The 16,538-nt window shown below is 39.9% G+C and carries 20 protein-coding genes and 2 riboswitches; of the genes, 16 read left to right on the forward strand and 4 right to left on the reverse strand.

Annotated features, from left to right (window positions below; all coding sequences use genetic code 11):
• Positions 1 to 80 precede the first annotated feature (80 nt).
• The 4 genes from M3205_RS10120 to M3205_RS10135 all read left to right on the forward strand — a co-directional run bounded on the left by M3205_RS10120 (position 81) and on the right by M3205_RS10135 (position 4,492).
• A complete protein-coding gene (locus M3205_RS10120; RefSeq protein ID WP_251169796.1) occupies positions 81 to 371 on the forward strand; it encodes a hypothetical protein in 291 nt (96 codons plus the stop codon).
• Between the two features lie 302 nt (positions 372 to 673).
• The gene (locus M3205_RS10125; protein ID WP_095242904.1) at positions 674 to 2,251 is read left to right on the forward strand and encodes a spore germination protein; all 1,578 of its coding nucleotides are present in this window, start codon (positions 674 to 676) and stop codon (positions 2,249 to 2,251) included.
• The gene (locus M3205_RS10130; protein WP_095242903.1) at positions 2,251 to 3,375 is read left to right on the forward strand and encodes a Ger(x)C family spore germination protein; all 1,125 of its coding nucleotides are present in this window, start codon (positions 2,251 to 2,253) and stop codon (positions 3,373 to 3,375) included. The genes M3205_RS10125 and M3205_RS10130 overlap by 1 nt, the downstream gene beginning before the upstream one ends.
• 1 nt (position 3,376) lies before the next feature.
• Positions 3,377 to 4,492 (forward strand): GerAB/ArcD/ProY family transporter, encoded by a 1,116-nt coding sequence (locus M3205_RS10135; protein ID WP_179288938.1) that lies wholly within the window; start codon positions 3,377 to 3,379, stop codon positions 4,490 to 4,492.
• 268 nt (positions 4,493 to 4,760) lie between these two features.
• Here M3205_RS10135 and M3205_RS10140 read toward each other — a convergent pair whose 3' ends face one another.
• Positions 4,761 to 5,324: a CBO0543 family protein gene (locus M3205_RS10140; protein WP_251169797.1), complete on the reverse strand. Its 564-nt coding sequence runs from the start codon at positions 5,322 to 5,324 to the stop codon at positions 4,761 to 4,763.
• A 95-nt stretch (positions 5,325 to 5,419) separates the two neighbouring features.
• Here M3205_RS10140 and M3205_RS10145 point away from each other — a divergent pair, with 95 nt between their 5' ends.
• Positions 5,420 to 6,169 carry a Cof-type HAD-IIB family hydrolase gene (locus tag M3205_RS10145; RefSeq protein ID WP_095242900.1) on the forward strand — a complete coding sequence of 250 codons (750 nt, stop codon included), beginning with the start codon at positions 5,420 to 5,422 and terminating at the stop codon, positions 6,167 to 6,169.
• A gap of 21 nt (positions 6,170 to 6,190) precedes the next feature.
• Here the strand turns inward: M3205_RS10145 and M3205_RS10150 are convergent, their stop codons facing one another.
• Positions 6,191 to 6,649 carry an OsmC family protein gene (locus M3205_RS10150; RefSeq protein WP_095242899.1) on the reverse strand — a complete coding sequence of 153 codons (459 nt, stop codon included), beginning with the start codon at positions 6,647 to 6,649 and terminating at the stop codon, positions 6,191 to 6,193.
• 114 nt (positions 6,650 to 6,763) lie between these two features.
• A riboswitch (TPP riboswitch) is annotated at positions 6,764 to 6,876 on the forward strand.
• 108 nt (positions 6,877 to 6,984) lie between these two features.
• Here M3205_RS10150 and thiM point away from each other — a divergent pair.
• The 9 genes from thiM to M3205_RS10195 all read left to right on the forward strand — a co-directional run bounded on the left by thiM (position 6,985) and on the right by M3205_RS10195 (position 12,732).
• The gene (gene thiM, locus M3205_RS10155) at positions 6,985 to 7,800 is read left to right on the forward strand and encodes a hydroxyethylthiazole kinase (RefSeq protein WP_251169798.1); all 816 of its coding nucleotides are present in this window, start codon (positions 6,985 to 6,987) and stop codon (positions 7,798 to 7,800) included.
• Between the two features lie 2 nt (positions 7,801 to 7,802).
• Positions 7,803 to 8,624 carry a bifunctional hydroxymethylpyrimidine kinase/phosphomethylpyrimidine kinase gene (gene thiD, locus M3205_RS10160; protein ID WP_251169799.1) on the forward strand — a complete coding sequence of 274 codons (822 nt, stop codon included), beginning with the start codon at positions 7,803 to 7,805 and terminating at the stop codon, positions 8,622 to 8,624.
• Positions 8,614 to 9,273 (forward strand): thiamine phosphate synthase, encoded by a 660-nt coding sequence (gene thiE / locus M3205_RS10165; protein ID WP_251169800.1) that lies wholly within the window; start codon positions 8,614 to 8,616, stop codon positions 9,271 to 9,273. The genes thiD and thiE overlap by 11 nt, the downstream gene beginning before the upstream one ends.
• 104 nt (positions 9,274 to 9,377) lie before the next feature.
• Entirely contained in the window at positions 9,378 to 10,133 is a 756-nt protein-coding gene (locus tag M3205_RS10170; RefSeq protein WP_251169801.1) for an exodeoxyribonuclease III, read from the forward strand.
• 83 nt (positions 10,134 to 10,216) lie between these two features.
• On the forward strand, positions 10,217 to 10,474 hold the full coding sequence (locus M3205_RS10175; protein WP_251169802.1) for a hypothetical protein: 258 nt from the start codon (positions 10,217 to 10,219) through the stop codon (positions 10,472 to 10,474).
• 51 nt (positions 10,475 to 10,525) lie between these two features.
• Positions 10,526 to 10,625, forward strand: a riboswitch (guanidine-I (ykkC/yxkD leader).
• A 72-nt stretch (positions 10,626 to 10,697) separates the two neighbouring features.
• Positions 10,698 to 11,036 (forward strand): DMT family transporter, encoded by a 339-nt coding sequence (locus tag M3205_RS10180; protein WP_251169803.1) that lies wholly within the window; start codon positions 10,698 to 10,700, stop codon positions 11,034 to 11,036.
• Entirely contained in the window at positions 11,033 to 11,347 is a 315-nt protein-coding gene (locus tag M3205_RS10185) for a DMT family transporter (protein ID WP_251169804.1), read from the forward strand. The genes M3205_RS10180 and M3205_RS10185 overlap by 4 nt, the downstream gene beginning before the upstream one ends.
• A gap of 125 nt (positions 11,348 to 11,472) precedes the next feature.
• A complete protein-coding gene (locus M3205_RS10190) occupies positions 11,473 to 12,321 on the forward strand; it encodes a P-loop NTPase family protein (RefSeq protein ID WP_251169805.1) in 849 nt (282 codons plus the stop codon).
• On the forward strand, positions 12,322 to 12,732 hold the full coding sequence (locus M3205_RS10195; protein WP_251169806.1) for an HIT family protein: 411 nt from the start codon (positions 12,322 to 12,324) through the stop codon (positions 12,730 to 12,732).
• A 35-nt stretch (positions 12,733 to 12,767) separates the two neighbouring features.
• On the opposite strand, the gene M3205_RS10200 is transcribed toward M3205_RS10195, so the two are convergent.
• Entirely contained in the window at positions 12,768 to 13,781 is a 1,014-nt protein-coding gene (locus tag M3205_RS10200) for an AI-2E family transporter (protein WP_396105517.1), read from the reverse strand.
• Between the two features lie 40 nt (positions 13,782 to 13,821).
• Complete coding sequence (locus M3205_RS10205) at positions 13,822 to 14,130, reverse strand: hypothetical protein (protein WP_251169808.1); 309 nt, start codon at positions 14,128 to 14,130, stop codon at positions 13,822 to 13,824.
• 105 nt (positions 14,131 to 14,235) lie between these two features.
• On the opposite strand from M3205_RS10205, the gene M3205_RS10210 reads away from it, so the two are divergent.
• Together M3205_RS10210 and M3205_RS10215 are read left to right on the forward strand one after the other, a co-directional pair.
• Entirely contained in the window at positions 14,236 to 15,081 is an 846-nt protein-coding gene (locus M3205_RS10210; protein WP_251169809.1) for an SDR family oxidoreductase, read from the forward strand.
• A 171-nt stretch (positions 15,082 to 15,252) separates the two neighbouring features.
• Complete coding sequence (locus M3205_RS10215) at positions 15,253 to 16,395, forward strand: metallophosphoesterase (protein WP_251169810.1); 1,143 nt, start codon at positions 15,253 to 15,255, stop codon at positions 16,393 to 16,395.
• The last annotated feature ends 143 nt before the right edge of the window (positions 16,396 to 16,538 follow it).

Below are 16,538 nucleotides of genomic sequence, written 5' to 3' on the forward strand. Positions count from 1 at the left end.
GAATGAATTACAAGTTTTATGTAATGATATATTTTCATACATTTATAAAAAAGGCGGGTTTTCTAAAAGGGGGACTAACCATGCCGGAAAAATTAAGCCATCTAGTTTTCATTTTATCTTTTGTATGCCTCGGTTTATTTTTGCTGCTGGGTTTTTCGCCGCTATATGATTTTTATCTGAACAAAATCGGACATCGGCCATTTTCTCTCCTTCTCCTGTTGACAGTTCTTGTCTTCCTCTTAAGTGTCCTTGTCTTAAAGAAAGTCCAAAATTGGCAGTCTGGCTTTCATGTAGTATTTTCCATTATCCTCACGCTTTTTCTTTCCTCGGTCCTCGCGATCATTGTTTTCTTCGGGAGCCAATTTAGATAAAAGAAAAGAGCCTGCACCATCATTGGTACAAGCAGGGTCTTTTACTGGATTGGCAGCCAGTTATCCTTTTATTCCTCTCCTATTTAATTCCTTATATAAAAGATAGAATTCCTTAACTGAGAGATATGAAATCTACTCTAAATAACAAATCCGGAGCATTTTTTACACCTATTTATCTCCTTTTTTAAGCAAGGGAGTAAGAGCTAAAAAATCGCTGGGTAAATTATATATCCAAGTATAAAACCCATCGTTTGATCAAAGGATAAGGTTACCATAATTTAACGGTACAGAAGGGGGACACTATGCTGCGATGGATTAAACGCAAAATTGAATATTCCAAACTAGACCGCAAAAAGGATTTTAGTGTTTCTGACCGGATGGTATCTAAGAAATTAAGTGAGAATATTACCTATATTTCCGAGCTTTTTGAGAAAAATTCTGATGTTGTTTTTAGGCGTTTTACTATTGGTCGGCAGCAGAAAGCAGATGCTTTTCTAGTTGGAATAGATGGATTATATGACAAAACTGCCATACACGAGAACATTATCAAGCCTTTAATGGAACTTGAAACAGGGGATCTTCCTATTTTACAAAGGCTTGAGACCATAGAGCAGGATCTGCTAAGCATATCCGACATTTCAACAGAGAGAACGATGAAAAAAAGTGTATCTCAATTATTAAAAGGGGATCCCTTACTGTTAATTGACGGGATGGAGTATGTATATATTTTGGGTTCGAGAACATGGGAAATGAGAGGCATACAGGAGCCTGTAACAGAAACCGTTGTTAGGGGACCTAGAGAAGGATTTGTTGAAACCTTAAGAACCAATACAGCCATGCTTAGACGAAAGATTCATAACCAGAACCTAATCATAGAACAAATGACGATGGGTACCTTGTCACAAACAGACGTGGCAATTGCATATATTAACCATTTAGTGAATCCTGATTTATTAGAGGAAGTAAAAAATAGGCTCAGAAAAATAAATACTGATGCCATATTGGAATCGGGGTATATTGAAGAATTCATTGAAGACGCACCTTATTCTCCCTTTCCTACCATATCCAATACTGAGAGGCCGGATGTTGTATCTGCGAGAATTTTGGAAGGAAGAATTGCCATTTTAGTAGACGGTACTTCCACTGTATTAATTGTTCCATATTTAATGATGGAATCATTCCAGGCAGCTGAAGATTATTATTCAAGGCCCTACTATACATCATTCATAAGAATGTTAAGGCTTATTGGCTTTTTGGCATCTACGTTAGCCCCTGCCGTTTATGTGGCGTTTCAAAATTTTCATAAAGAAACATTCCCTACTGAATTATTGATCAGTCTATCGGCATCAAGGCAGGGTGTTCCTTTCCCGCTTTTTATTGAAGTATTTCTTATGATGATTAGTTTCGAATGGCTGCGTGAAGCTGGTATACGTATGCCAAGGCATATAGGACAAGCTGTTTCCATTGTCGGGGCATTGGTTTTGGGAGAATCTGCTGTGAATGCAGGATTTGTTGGTGCTCCCACGGTCATCATTGTTGCAATTTCAGCGATTACCAGCTTCATTATAACCCCGTTGAATGATGCAATCGCTTTGATCCGATTCGCTTTTTTATTTGCTGCTGGAATTTTAGGGATTTATGGGGTTATGCTTGCTCTTACCTTTTCTCTGCTTCATGTTGCTTCTTTGCGCTCCTTTGGCGTGCCATACATGTCGCCGTGGTTCCCTATTATGTGGTCAGACTGGAAAGATTTTTTAATCAGAGCGCCATTTTGGAAATTGAATCACCGTCCAGAAGCCTTACACACTCTGAATGATCTGCGTACGGCGAATGGCAACAAACCAAAATCGGGCAAAAAGCAAGAAGGGGGAGAAGAGTAATGAAATATTCGGCTCTATTACTTCTCCTTTTTATGTTAGTAATGCTGAGTGGATGCTGGGGGAGTAAAGAATTGAGGGATGTGGGAATTATGTCGGGTATAGGAGTTGATAAAGGAATCGACTCGGGATTTGATGTCACTGCCCAAACGATTAAACCAGGTTCTAAAAGTGATCTCCCCATTTCTGCCATTGTCCATACTACTCATGGAGAAACTGTTTTTGAAGCAGTCAGGAATATGATCAGTGAAGCAAAAAAGAAGGAAATCCATCAACATATTGATTCGCTCATTATTGGAAAGGCTGTTGCCGAAGATGGAGTGACTTCTGCTTTTGATTTCTTTTTACGTGATCATGAACCTCGGTTTAACATGTCTGTTTTCTTAGCGGAAGGAAATGCTAAAGAAATTTTAGAAATCTTAAATACCGAATTATATGATATTCCAGCTAGAGAGATGAAAAACTCTCTTGTCGAGCAAAAAGCATTATCAAAAGCCCCTTATGTGGAATTGCATAATTTTTACCAACGTTTAATTGATCCCTATCAAGACCCTTATATGCCAATCATTCATAAGATAGATAATGATTTTAAGAATGAGGGTACAGCAATTTTTAAAGGAGATAAGTTGGTGGGAGAGCTAAATGGAGTTGAAACAAGGGGAATGCTAAGAGTACAGGGAGAGTTAGAAGGGGGGATTCAGGTTATTCATGTGCCTTTATCTGAAGAAGAAACCGTTAACGTATCCATCGAAGTTAAAGACTCAAAGACAACTATTAATAATTTTTTGAAAGACGGACAGCCAGTTATAGAGATATCAATTCAAGAGACCGGATTTATTGGTGAAACCTCAAAAGCTGTCAGATTAGCGAAAGATGATATTAAAAAAATCAATCAGCTTTACAAAAATGCTATAAAAAAAGAAGTTGAAGATTCTGTGGATAAAATTCAAAAAGAATTAAAGGCAAATACCTTTGATTTTGCTGAAATCATTCGCAGGAATGAAAAAGACTATTGGAAACATCATAAGGAAAATTGGGAGGAAATATATCCCTCATTAAAAGTAGTCGTAAAAGTCAATACAGAGTTGCCTGCAAACGGTTTAGTAAATTATGAAGGAGGAAGATAATGTGGAAGTTGTTTCATATCGGCAATCCGTCTTTCTTCTGTCCATGATTTTGCCCGTTACTGGCCACTTTCTTTTATTGCCGACAATCTTTTCCATGGCCGGCCATGAGGCATGGGTGGCCATCCTCCTAGCCATGCCTTTCGGGTTTTTTTTGGGGTTTACTATCTTTCGGCTGCATATGATTTATCCTAAATCCACATTAGACGGGATGCTTGTGCAAACCTTTGGCAAAATAGCCGGAAAGATTATGATACTGCCTTTTGCTGTTTATTTTTTATATTTAACAATCATAACTTTTTTTGGAATTGTAGACTTTGTACAGGTGATTTTTCTGCCTGAGACACCAAGGTGGGTAATCGGTACTGCATTTTACCTGATCGTTCTTTATGCTTTATTCGTAGGCATTGAGAATATTACAAGAATTAGCGAAGCTATCCTGCCATTCATCGTTATTACTGGTTTTGCAATAGCTATAAGCACTTTTGGAGAAAAGGATTTTAATAACTTGCTGCCTATTTTTGAAGAAGGCCTATTTCCTCTCTTTGATGCCATTATTTTAACTGTTGGCCTATATGGGGAAATGACCTTACTGTTAATGGTACAGTTGAGAAAGCAATATGAAAGTTCGAAATCCTTGCTGTATACAAACAGCCTTTTAGTCCTTTTGATTGCAATTATGTTTGTTGGAACAGTAACAGGTACATTGGCTGTTTTTGGGGAGCAGTTAGTTAGAACACTTGAATATCCTGCACAAAGTATCGTGAGACTTGTTTCTTTCGGATTTGTGGAACGTTTTGATGTTTATGGAATTATCGTAATTGTATTTGGCGGGATCATCCGTATTTCTGTCCTGCACAGTTCGATTGGAAAAAGCTTTGAGCCCTGGTTCAAAGATAAAGGTAAATGGGGGGTACACTTTGCTTCTGTAATAGTAGTTGTGTTATTCACTGTTTTCGGTATTAAAAATTATAATCATTTTATTTCTGATTACATATCTAAATATTATCCTCTGACTGCTTTGATCTCCTTCACAATTCCTCCTTTTACTTGGCTAGTTGCTGAAATCAGAAAAAAGGTTAAGGAGAAAAACGCAACATCTCAAATTAATAAAAACTAATTGAACAGTTGCTGGCAGGCAGAAAAGAAGAATACACAGTGTCGAGGTGCTCCATGTGGAGAGCCTCGACCAATCCTATACAAAACTAACATAAACTAACTGATGGGAAGCTCTAACCAATTAGTCTGCCCTAAATTATTTATTGATTTTTTTCCTAATTAAATAAAACCACATCAATGCATAGGTTAAGAACAGAAGGAGCAAAAATAAGGACACAGACAAGTCGTTCTGAATGATCATTCCAGTACACCTCGCTTTATGTATGCATTTATTTTAGGCTGTCCAATGGAAACGGAAAAAATAAGTAGAATACCACCGCAGCAGGCAGGGAAATCAGCATGGCAACCGCAGGTCTTCGATAGTGGATTCGCAATACAGCAAATAGAGCGATATTCAGCCAAATGTTATGCCAGCTGTTCCAGCCGTTATCGTACACATACATTCCTTTGTGGGCAAACAGTGATTGAATAATGGTAAAAAAGCCAATCCATATAGCAGAGTAAATGTATCCCTGTTTTTTATTGTCAGGGTAGCGCTGCAGGTAAATAATCAGAGCCATAGGAGTAATAAAAAATGTGAAAGCTAAGTTAATAATCGAATGATTTAGCCATTCAGCCGTAATACCTCTAAAAGCCCACAGTGTATGATTAAAATAGAGCATATTGTAGGTCAGGTTGATCGCAATAAAAAATAAGACAGTAGGATATTGCTTTTTCCACTGCGACCAGTCAATAAAGCGGTAAGCGAACAATATCCATACGATGATTACAAGTGCAAGATACATAGTAACATCACCTTTTACATTTAATACATACAGGTATTTCCATTTCACAAAAAAATATTCATCTAAAATGCGCCTTCTTTGAAGGAAAGCGGACTTACCTATATAATGGCTTTATTGTGTTAATTGAAGAAAGGAAGAGGACTATGAAAGAAGCAAAAATTCCCCCGCAGATCAAATTAATCGCCCTTGATATGGATGGAACATTACTGAACTCCAAAGGGGAAATTCCTGAAGAGAACCGTGCAGCTATAAAAGAAGCAAAGGAGAAAGGAATCGAAGTCATTTTGAGCACCGGCAGATCCAGGTTAACGGCAGGCGATCATGCTGATTCTCTAAAATTAAATTCTTATTTGATCACGGTAAATGGCAGCGAAATATTTGGACCTGGTGGTGAATCCATTTTAAGAGCTCCAGTGGATTCTAAAGTAATGGAATGGATGTGGAATCTGTCTAAGACACACAAGACCAATTTCTGGGCAACCAGCTGCGAGCGCGTGTGGATGAACGAAATGCCGGAAAATATCCATGATCATGAATGGCTTAAATTTGGATTTGATATTTCAGATGATGCGATCAGGGAGCTGATTCATAAAGAGCTTCAGTCTAAAGGCAACCTGGAAATTACTAATTCCAGCTTAACCAATATAGAAGTCAATGCTTTAGGCATCAACAAAGCCAAAGGTATCCTAAAAGTAACCGACCTCCTTGGTATTTCAATGGAAAATGTAATGGCGATGGGAGACAGCTTGAACGATATTGCCATGATTAAAGAATCAGGCTGGGGAATAGCGATGGGCAATGCACAGGACATTGTTAAAGAGACAGCCGATGCTGTGACAGGAACAAATGATGAAGCCGGTGTTGCACTGGCCATCCGCAAATGGGCTCTATAACTTAAACCAAAACACCGGCTATCAGGCCGGTGTTTGATTTTTACGAATGGTTTCCTGTACTTCCACTTCCACATTTCCTTTAATCGCCCTTGAGATCATACAGGATGCTTCTGCTTTTTGGACAAGCTTATGTGCAAGAGTATGGTCCTTATCATCAGCGTCTGATTTAAGCACAATAACTGGGTGATGAATAATTTTTTTGTAAGTAATCACCCCTTTGGTGACATCAACAACTCCTACCGACTCCATTGTAAGGTCCTCTTTATCGAGCCGGCTGCGTTCCATCATGGCTGCAAGTGTAATAATATAACAAGTAGCCGCCGCCCCGAGCAGCATTTCATCCGGATTCGTTCCGATTCCGGGACCGTCCATTTCCGGTGGAATGGATACCTGTGTTCTCAGGCCGCCTGTTTCTATTTCCCCAACATCATTGCGAAGACCAGGCCAATGTGCTTTCAAGTGAAAATGGTGTTCAGCCATATTTGAATCCTCCAAGCTATGTATTCTTACTTACACCTTAAAGAGGAAGCGGCAGAATTGCAAGCTTTACAGATTTCATGATTCAGGCTAAGATAAAAACAGCCAACTTAATAGTTTTACTGCTAGGGGTGCCCGATGCTCGCGGGCTGAGAAAGAAACCGAACTGTTTTTTACCCTTCGGACCTGATCTGGATTATACCAGCGTAGGAAAGTAGTAATTGCGGAGAACAAACATAATTCTCTATAGATTATTCAGCCAGGTCCTTATATGGATCTGGTTTTTATTTTGTTCTCTTTCAAAGGCTATCAAGCGGAAACACAGAGGAGGAATGAATGTGAACATTCAAGAGATTAGCAGTTTATTAAAAAAGGTTAGAGAGTTTAACCCTTTAGTACATAATATCACCAATGTGGTGGTAACCAATTTCACTGCCAATGGCCTGCTGGCAATTGGTGCATCACCTGTAATGGCTTATGCGCATGAAGAGGCGGGTGATATGGCAAAAATTGCAGGGGCACTGGTTCTCAATATGGGAACACTGACTGAAAAAGAAGTGAAAAGCATGCTTATCGCAGGAAAATCAGCCAATCAGCACGGGGTGCCGGTAATCTTTGATCCGGTTGGTGCCGGCGCGACAGCCTATCGCACAGAAACAGCCAATAGGATAATGGAAGAAATAGATATTTGCATCATAAGAGGAAATGCAGCAGAAATTGCCAATGCAGCAGGACAGAAATGGAATATTAAGGGCGTTGATGCCGGTGAAGCACAAGGAAACACATTAGAGCTTGCCAAATCAGCAGCCAATAAACTTGGTGCGGTCACCGTCATAACAGGCAAACAAGACATTGTAACAGATGGGTATTCCACTTTTAGCATTAACAATGGACATCCCCTGTTAACGAAAGTAACGGGTGCCGGATGCCTTTTAACTTCTATAATTGGAACTTTCTCTGCTGTTGAAAAGGATCCAGTAAAAGCGGCAGCTGCTTCTTTGGTCGTGTATGGCTCTGCTGCCGAAATCGCTGCAGAAAAAACGGATGGCAGGGGCCCGGGCACTTTCCAAATAGAGTTTTTGAATAGCTTATATACAATCTCAGCCTCAGATGTTGAATTGCGCGGCTCTTTTAGTCAGGTAGGAGGGGAATAAGAATGAAGGTGTACAAAGCTTTAACAATAGCAGGATCAGACAGCGGCGGCGGTGCGGGTATTCAGGCAGATTTAAAAACCTTTCAGGAACTCGGTGTATTCGGCATGTCAGCATTAACTGCTGTAACGGCACAAAACACCAGGGGAGTGCAGGGAGTTTATCCCATGACAGCAGAGTCTGTTGCGTCACAATTACAATCCATTGGGGAGGATTTAAGGCCAGATGCAGTCAAAACAGGTATGCTCTTTAGTGCTGAGATTATCGAGTCGGTTTCAAAGGAGATTATGAAATACGGATGGAACAATATCGTCATTGATCCGGTGATGATAGCAAAAGGTGGAGCAGGTCTTCTTCAGACTGAAGCCATTTTAGCGATGAAAAAGCATCTAATTCCGCTCTCGATGGTGATTACACCCAATATTCCCGAGGCAGAGGTTTTAACCGATGCTATTATTCGTTCAATGGATGATAAAAAGAAGGCAGCATATGAACTGCACAGGCTTGGAGCAAGAAATGTCATCATAAAAGGCGGCCATGAGGAGGGAAACATCGCTGCGGATCTATTATTTAATGGAGAAAACTTTACCGAATTCAAGAGTAATAGAATCGAAACAGTGAATACGCATGGCACAGGTTGCACCTTTTCAGCTGCTATCACAGCAGGGCTCGCTGACGGCCTATCTGTGTCCCAGGCTGCAGATCGCGCTAAACAATTTATCCAGGCAGCAATTGAACATGACTTAAGAATTGGCAGCGGTCATGGACCAACCAACCATTGGGCTTATAATATGAAGAAAAGGGAGAATTTCGTTCATGAGAATTAATACAGAGGAAATGAGTAAGCTGCTTAAAGTATATTTCATAATGGGAAGCGTAAATTGCCTCCAAAAGCCTGAAGATATTCTCCGATCAGCAATTAATGGGGGCATATCCCTGTTTCAATTCCGTGAAAAAGGTGCGGGATGCCTGCAAGGCAAAGAGAAGGAATCTCTAGCAAAAAGGCTTCAGGTAATCTGCAACGAGAGCGGCATTCCTTTTATTGTCAATGATGACATTGAACTGGCACTTAATATTAATGCAGATGGAGTCCACATAGGCCAGGAGGACGAACCGGCAGATGTGGTCAGAAGAAAAATCGGCAGCAAAATCCTTGGCGTGTCCGTTCATAACATGATTGAAGCAGAAGCAGCAATCCGGCAGGGAGCAGATTACCTCGGCATTGGTCCTATTTATCCGACGAGCACAAAGGATGATGCCAAAGAAGTTCAAGGTCTTACTTTTTTAAAGGAATTGAGATCTGCTTCTATCCAGATTCCAGTGGTAGGAATTGGGGGAATTAATGCTAATAATACACCACCCATTATGGATGCAGGAGCAGACGGTGTTTCAGTCATTACGGCAATCAGCCGGGCGGATTCTCCTGAAAAATCAGCCCGGGAGTTAAAAGAAGCAATAAAGAGAAATGTCCATTAGTTCGATTTCCGTTCAAGTTTCAGTACTTTAACTGTGCAGATAAGAAATGACCATGGTAATGTAGTAATCAGGCATATTTTTTAACATAAGGAGATATAACAGCAATGAAACTTGTTTCATGGAATGTGAATGGCATTAGGGCCTGTGTGAAAAAGGGATTCATCGATTACTTCAAAGAGGTGGATGCAGACATCTTTTGTATCCAGGAGTCTAAACTACAGGAGGGACAGATTGAGCTCATCCTGGATGGCTATCACCAATATTGGAATTATGCTCTAAAAAAAGGGTATTCCGGGACAGCTGTTTTTACAAAAAAAGAGCCGATCTCTGTCCACTATGGATTGGGCGATGAGGAAACAGAACCAGAAGGCAGGATTCTCACGCTTGAGTATGAAGGCTTTTATCTGGTGAATGTCTATACGCCAAACTCAAAGCGTGACCTGGCCCGGCTTCCATACCGCCTTGAATGGGAAGATAGGATTCGAGAGTATTTGCTCGGGCTGGATGAGATAAAACCTGTTATTATGTGTGGTGACTTAAACGTGGCCCATAATGCAATAGATTTAAAGAATGCAAAATCCAATCGTGGAAATTCCGGTTTTACCGATGAAGAACGTGAAAGAATGACCAGTTTGCTTCGTTCCGGGTTTGTTGATGCCTTCCGCTATAAATATCCGGAAGTAGAGGGTGCCTATACATGGTGGTCATATATGGCAAAAGTAAGGGAGCGGAATATCGGCTGGCGGATCGATTATTTTATTGTGTCAGAAAAGCTTCAGGACAAAATAATAGATTCACAGATTCATTGCGACATTATGGGCAGCGACCATTGCCCGGTAGCCCTTGAAATGGACCTATAGGATGATGCCTCTGCGATATGCAGGGGTTTTGTTTTAGAGAAACAGGCAATAATTGTATTAAGATTAACTAAAGGAATGGTTTTATGAACAAAACAGAAATGCTGAAGCTTTTTGTTCTTATTGAAAGAGTGTATCCGCCTTTCCGGATCAAAAGTGAAATTGTTCATCATTATTTTGATCACTGTCTCGAATTCGACTACGATATAGCCTTCAACAGCATAAAAGAGCATATCAGGAAAAGTCCGTATCCACCGTCAATCAGTCATATCGGCGGGTTTTATGAAATGGCAGACTGCCGGAAGTGGGAAAAAGAATATATCCTAGCTGATCATGTTTGTTGATAGTGATGGAAAAAACTTTATTATTTTGTTATAATGCCTGTAAATCAAATAGAAAAGGTTTTCTAGGGTTCCGCAGCAGCTGCTGGACTGGTCCGAGAGAAAACTCATAGCCTTTATGGCTATGCCACGGAGGGATAAAAGCCTGGGAGATACTGATCATCAGATATCTTCCGGGCTTTTTGCTTTTTCAGAAGATATTATTCATTAGAAAGGAGCTGATATCATGCAGTGGCTAAAGGTATTTATTGCTGCATTTTTTGAAGTGTTTTGGGTCATTGGCTTAAAGCATGCGGATGATCCATTATCATGGGCAGGGACTATCATAAGCATCGCTGTCAGTTTTTATCTGATGATCATGGCGGGCAGGGCGCTGCCGGTGGGGACTGTATATGCTGTATTTGTTGGCATGGGAAATGCCGGAACTGTATTATCTGAAATAATATTATTCGGAGAGCCTTTGAAATTATCTAAAATCCTTCTTGTTCTTGTTTTATTATTAGGAGTACTTGGATTAAAGCTGGTGACAAACGAGGAAGAATCGAAAGGAGCTGAAAATCTATGAGCTGGCTTTATCTGATTCTGGCCGGGGTTTTTGAAATGACAGGTGTCACCATGATTAACAGCTGGCACCAAAAACGAAACTGGCAGTCCTTACTTCTGCTTATTGGAGGCTTTGGCGCCAGCTTCCTGTTCCTGTCTCTAGCCATGAAAGAACTGCCCATGGGCACAGCTTATGCCGTCTGGACCGGAATCGGCGCCGCCGGTGGAGCAATCCTTGGCATGGTTCTATACGGGGAACCGAAAGACGCTAAACGGCTCTTCTTTATTGCAATGGTATTAAGTGCGGCAATCGGCCTAAAACTTGTATCCTAGCAAATGGCTGCAAAATCAATTCTGCCCGTAATTCTTTTTTACAAAAACAAACAGCAAACACTGTTTGTTTTTCTTTTTATGCTTTAAAATAGAATATGAATTCTAAATATTGTGAAGGTGAATCCGTGGATACAAAACTAATTTTAATTGAAGGTTTGCCAGGTTCAGGCAAATCAACTACGGCAGAATTGGTGCATAACATTCTAAGAAAAAATGGCATCGAAGCAGATGTATATTATGAAGGGGATCTCGACCACCCGGCAGATTTTGAAAGTGTCGCTTACTTTACTAATGAAGAATGGCATTTGTTATTAGAAGAATTCAGCTCTTTCAGAGAGCGATTTGCAGCAAAAAGCATTTCAGAAGATAATGGCTTTTTGCTGCCTTATAAAAAGCTGGGATCAGATATACCAGATGCATTTTATGAAATAGCATTTAAACATGATATCTATGAGCTGCCATTTGAGCAAAATATAAGACTCATCACTCAAAAGTGGACTAGATTCGCCAGGCAAGCTGAAAACAGCAAAAAAGTTCATATTTTTGAATGCTGTTTTATCCAGAATCCGATTACAATTGGGATGATAAAATATGGGGCACCCCAAACAAAGATACTGGATTATGTTTTAGCGCTGGAAAATTCGGTGAAAAAGCTTAATCCGATGCTAATTTATATTAATCAGGATAATGTCGACTACTCCTTTAAAAAAGCGGTTAAAGAACGGCCGAAAAGCTGGTCTGAGGGCTTTATTAATTATTATACGCAGCAAGTATATGGGAAGCAGAATCATCTGAGCGGAGAAGAAGGTACCATAAAGGTTCTTAAAGCAAGGAGAAAGGCTGAAGAAGAAATTCTGAAAAGACTGTCTATCCGGAAGGCCGTAATCAATAACTCTGCATATGATGAGCTTTCCCACGAAACCGCCTTAGAGAATATCCTGAACACTCACCCTGTAAGGAAAGGAAATGGTTAAATGATCCATCCGGAAAATTGTCCTTTTTGCAGTCCACACAACGATCCACACCAGAATATCATTTTTGAAAACACTAGTTGTTATTTTCTTCAGCACGATAAAGAACAGGACGTTTTGGAGGGCTGCGGGGTCATTGTGCCAAAAACACATCATGCAGATGCCTTTCACTTAACGGCTGAAGAGTGGAAAGATACATATGACCTTCTTCAAAAAGCCAAGGATTATTTGGATAAAAAGTATGCACCCGATGGATACACTCTTGGATGGAATGTCGGTGAAGCATCCAATCAATCCATTCTGCACAGCCATCTGCACGTCATCCCCAGATATAGTGATGAACCACACGCAGGAAAAGGGCTTAGGCATTGGCTGAAGCAGCCTGTAAATAAAAGAGGCTTAGTGAATAAGTAGCAAAAAACACACAGCAGAACTGTGTGTTTTTCAAGTTACTGTATTTTCGGAGGGTTGCTCTTTACTTCAAGTACATCCAGCAGAAACACAAACACCGGTATGCCGACTATCAATCCCCAAACACCGAAGAAATGCTCAGAGAAAATCAGAACGATGAACGTATAAAATACTGGCAAATCCGTCTTGGAAGACATAAGCTTCGGGTTTAAAATATAGGCTTCAATCGCATGGATCACCAAGATTATCAGGAGAATATAAAACACCTGGATGAAGCCTCCAAGTGAATAGGCAATTGTACATAAAGGAACCAGAGAAATAATCACGCCTGCCACTGGAATAAGACCAAGAAGGAAAATGAGTATAGACAATCCCATCAGATGAGGGAAATCCATGATCCAGAGGGCAAGTGTTGTCAGGATACAATTTACCGTAGCAATAACGACCTGCGCTTCAATAACCTTTCCAAATGTTTGCACGAACTTACTTCCAAAGTAGGAAATCTCATTATAAAAGGCAGCCATTTTGCTGTATTTAAACTTTAAAGTAAACTCCATAAGTTTAGGCTTTTCAAGCAGGAAGAACAAGCTAAGGATAAGTGACAGCAAAACTTGAATCGCAATATGGCTAATATCTGAAAAATATTGAAGAAGAAACGCAAAGCCCTGCTCGAGATATTTCGTAACTTCATTTCTTTCTAGCATTTGCACTATGTATGTGATGACAATATTGTCATGCTTCTGGGTATAAAAGCTTTCAACCTGCTTAAACAGCTGAGAAATTTCAGTTACTATTAAAGGAAGATACTTAATGATCCCTATAGAAAGCAGTCCGATAATACCTATATACAGGGTTACAACTGTCAATTTTCTATTCAGTTTAAACCTCGAAAGGACCAGTTTCACAAGCCTATCCATCAGGAAAGAAAAGATAAAAGTAATCAGGATTAAATTTATCATGCTTCTAGACAGGTAAAGAGCCAGCACTATAATTCCAAAAATGACGAATCGTTTAAAACCGTTATTATTAAAAAGTGACTTAATCGTTTCCAATTCCATTCCTCCACACTTAGTAAGATTCTTCAGGTTTCCATTAAATGCGGAGATAATTACTCTGAAACATGTAGGGTGTCATGTACTCGCTGCTTCTATGGAATACATCAGATGCCATAGTATGAAAATACATCTGCCATGCTTTAAAATTGTTTATCTTTGCGGTTGTTTTTACTGCAGTTACCAGTGCGCTGCAAAAAGCAGGATTTTTCAGGGCTGGTGAATCGATCACAATAGCATCTCTTCCAAGGTCATTGAAATCAATCTGCTCCTGGCTTTGCTGCACTGCCGGAATCAAACCGAATAAAAACAGAAAAATGCTGATAAATATTTGAGCCACCTTGTTCATCCTCTTATTTTCAATATATTTATTATTTTATAATACTTTTACATTTAATTATATATCTAATTACATTTGAAACAAAAAAATCGTTACAGAGAAAGGATGAAGGTTTTGAATAAGAAATACGCAGTCATTACTGGTTGTTCCAGCGGGTTTGGAATATTAATGGCCATTGAGCTGGCAAAGATCGGTTTTCATGTTCTAGCCACTATGAGAAACCTGGATAAAAGCAAAATATTAATGGAGAAAGCAGATAAAGAAGGAGTAATTGCTCAAATTTCCATTCACGAATTGGATGTCACTTCTTCAGCTTCTATTGGAAATATAAAAAGACTGCTGCTCCAATTGCCTTCTATTGATGTATTAATCAATAATGCAGGTTACGCAGGAGCAGGTTTTGCAGAAGAAATCCCGCTGGATGAGTATAGAGAGCAATTTGAAACAAATGTTTTCGGAACGATTGCTGTGACCCAGACAGTTCTACCATTCATGCGGGAACAGGGGTCCGGAACCATCATTAATATCAGCTCCATCAGCGGAAGAATTGGTTTTCCTGGCTTATCGCCATATGCAGCCTCAAAATTTGCAGTAGAAGGCTGGAGTGAATCCCTTAGGCTTGAAGTCAAGCCGTTCGGAGTAAATGTGGTGCTGATTGAGCCAGGGTCTTTCAGGACAGGCATTTGGACAACAGGAAAAAAAATAGCGGAGCCCTCATTAAAAAAAGACTCGCCATATTACCGCTATATGATAAAAATACAGAACTACCTTAATCAAGGGGAGCCATCATATGAAGATCCGATAATCGTTGCGAAAAAAGCAGTGGACATTATCAGGGAAAAAGAGCCGGACCTCAGATATCCCATAGGAAACGGAGTCAGAACAAGAATTCGCCTGAAATATTTTCTAAGCTGGAAAAACTGGGAGAAAATTATTTTCAAGACCCTTTACAAAGACTAATTACTAAACAAATATGCAGTCATGATTAATTCAATTATACTTAATCAAGGATAAAATTATCCCAAAATTCCCCTTTTTTCTTCTTTTTTATTAAGTCCCCAATCTCTGATTAATTTTCTTGCATCTAGAGAAAATAAGAAAACTAATCTTTGATCGTCTGGGGGAGTTGGAATGAAAAAGGGAATGAAAAAATATACTATCTCACTGATATCATTCATAGCCCTGCTGCTTGTCTGGAACCAGACAGAAGCTGAAGTATCCGGACCGCCAACCATCCATCTGCGCCTGATGGAAACCACTGATCTTCATGGAAACATGATTGGTTATGATTACGATGACCGCAGGAAAACAGTGGAGTTTGGGCTTTCCAGAACAGCCAGCCTGATCAAACAGGCAAGAAATGAGTCTCCTAACTCCCTTTTATTCGATAACGGGGACATTCTGGAAGGCAATGGGCTTGATGAATATGCCTACAGAAGCCATCCACTGGACCTGGCGAATGTGCATCCTGTTTTTAAAGCAATGAATACACTGCTTTATGATGCCGCAACAGTGGGAAATCATGAATTTAATTATGGAATCGATTTTATGGAAGAAAGTCTCAGGGGAGCTAACTTTCCTTATGTGAATGCCAATATCTATGTAGAAGACAGCAACCAGCTTGACGAAGATGACCTCAATTATTTTAACCCCTATACAATCATAGAGAAAGAAGTGACAGATACAGCTGGAGGAAAGCACAAATTGAATGTTGGAGTAATTGGCTTTATTACTCCAATTGTTGCTGAGTGGAATCGAGAGTATTTTCGTGGAAACCTAAAAGTAAAAAATATTAAAGAAACAGCCGAGCACTTTATTCCCATTATGAAAAGCAAAGGGGCGGATATCATTGTTGCCCTTGCACACACCGGCCTCCAATCCGATAAAGGGCTGAAGGAGAAGAAAGGCAATTCAGTTCAGGCACTCAGCAAAGTCAAAGGAATAGATGCCATTTTATTCGGACACAGCCACTCTGTTTTTCCTGTTAAAGAAGAGCTGCAGGAGGTACCGGGAATCGACTTGAAGACAGGAACAATAAATGGAACTGCTGCTGTTCAGGCTGGCTATTGGGGCAATCATCTCGGGCTAATTGATTTAAAATTAGTCTCTGAGGATGGAGAATGGAAAGTAAAGAGCAGTATTTCATCCATCAGGCCAGTATATAGGACAATTAAAAGTAAAAAGAAGGAAGTCATCCCGGCTGATCCATTAATCGAGCAGATTATGAAAAAAGATCACCAAGATGCTCTAGACTTTTTAAAACACAAAAAATAAAGAGGCTGGGACAAATCCCACCTCTGAAATGAAAAAGCCGGTGACATTTTACGACGAGTAAAATGTCACCGGCTTTGATTGTTTTTGAAAAAAATAAGGACCACTTCTGATACAATTAAGTTACCACACCAAATCAAATCAGA

The sequence above is a fragment of the Cytobacillus firmus genome (genome assembly GCF_023715565.1).
GTDB classification, from domain to species: Bacteria; Bacillota; Bacilli; order Bacillales; family Cytobacillaceae; genus Cytobacillus; species Cytobacillus firmus_C.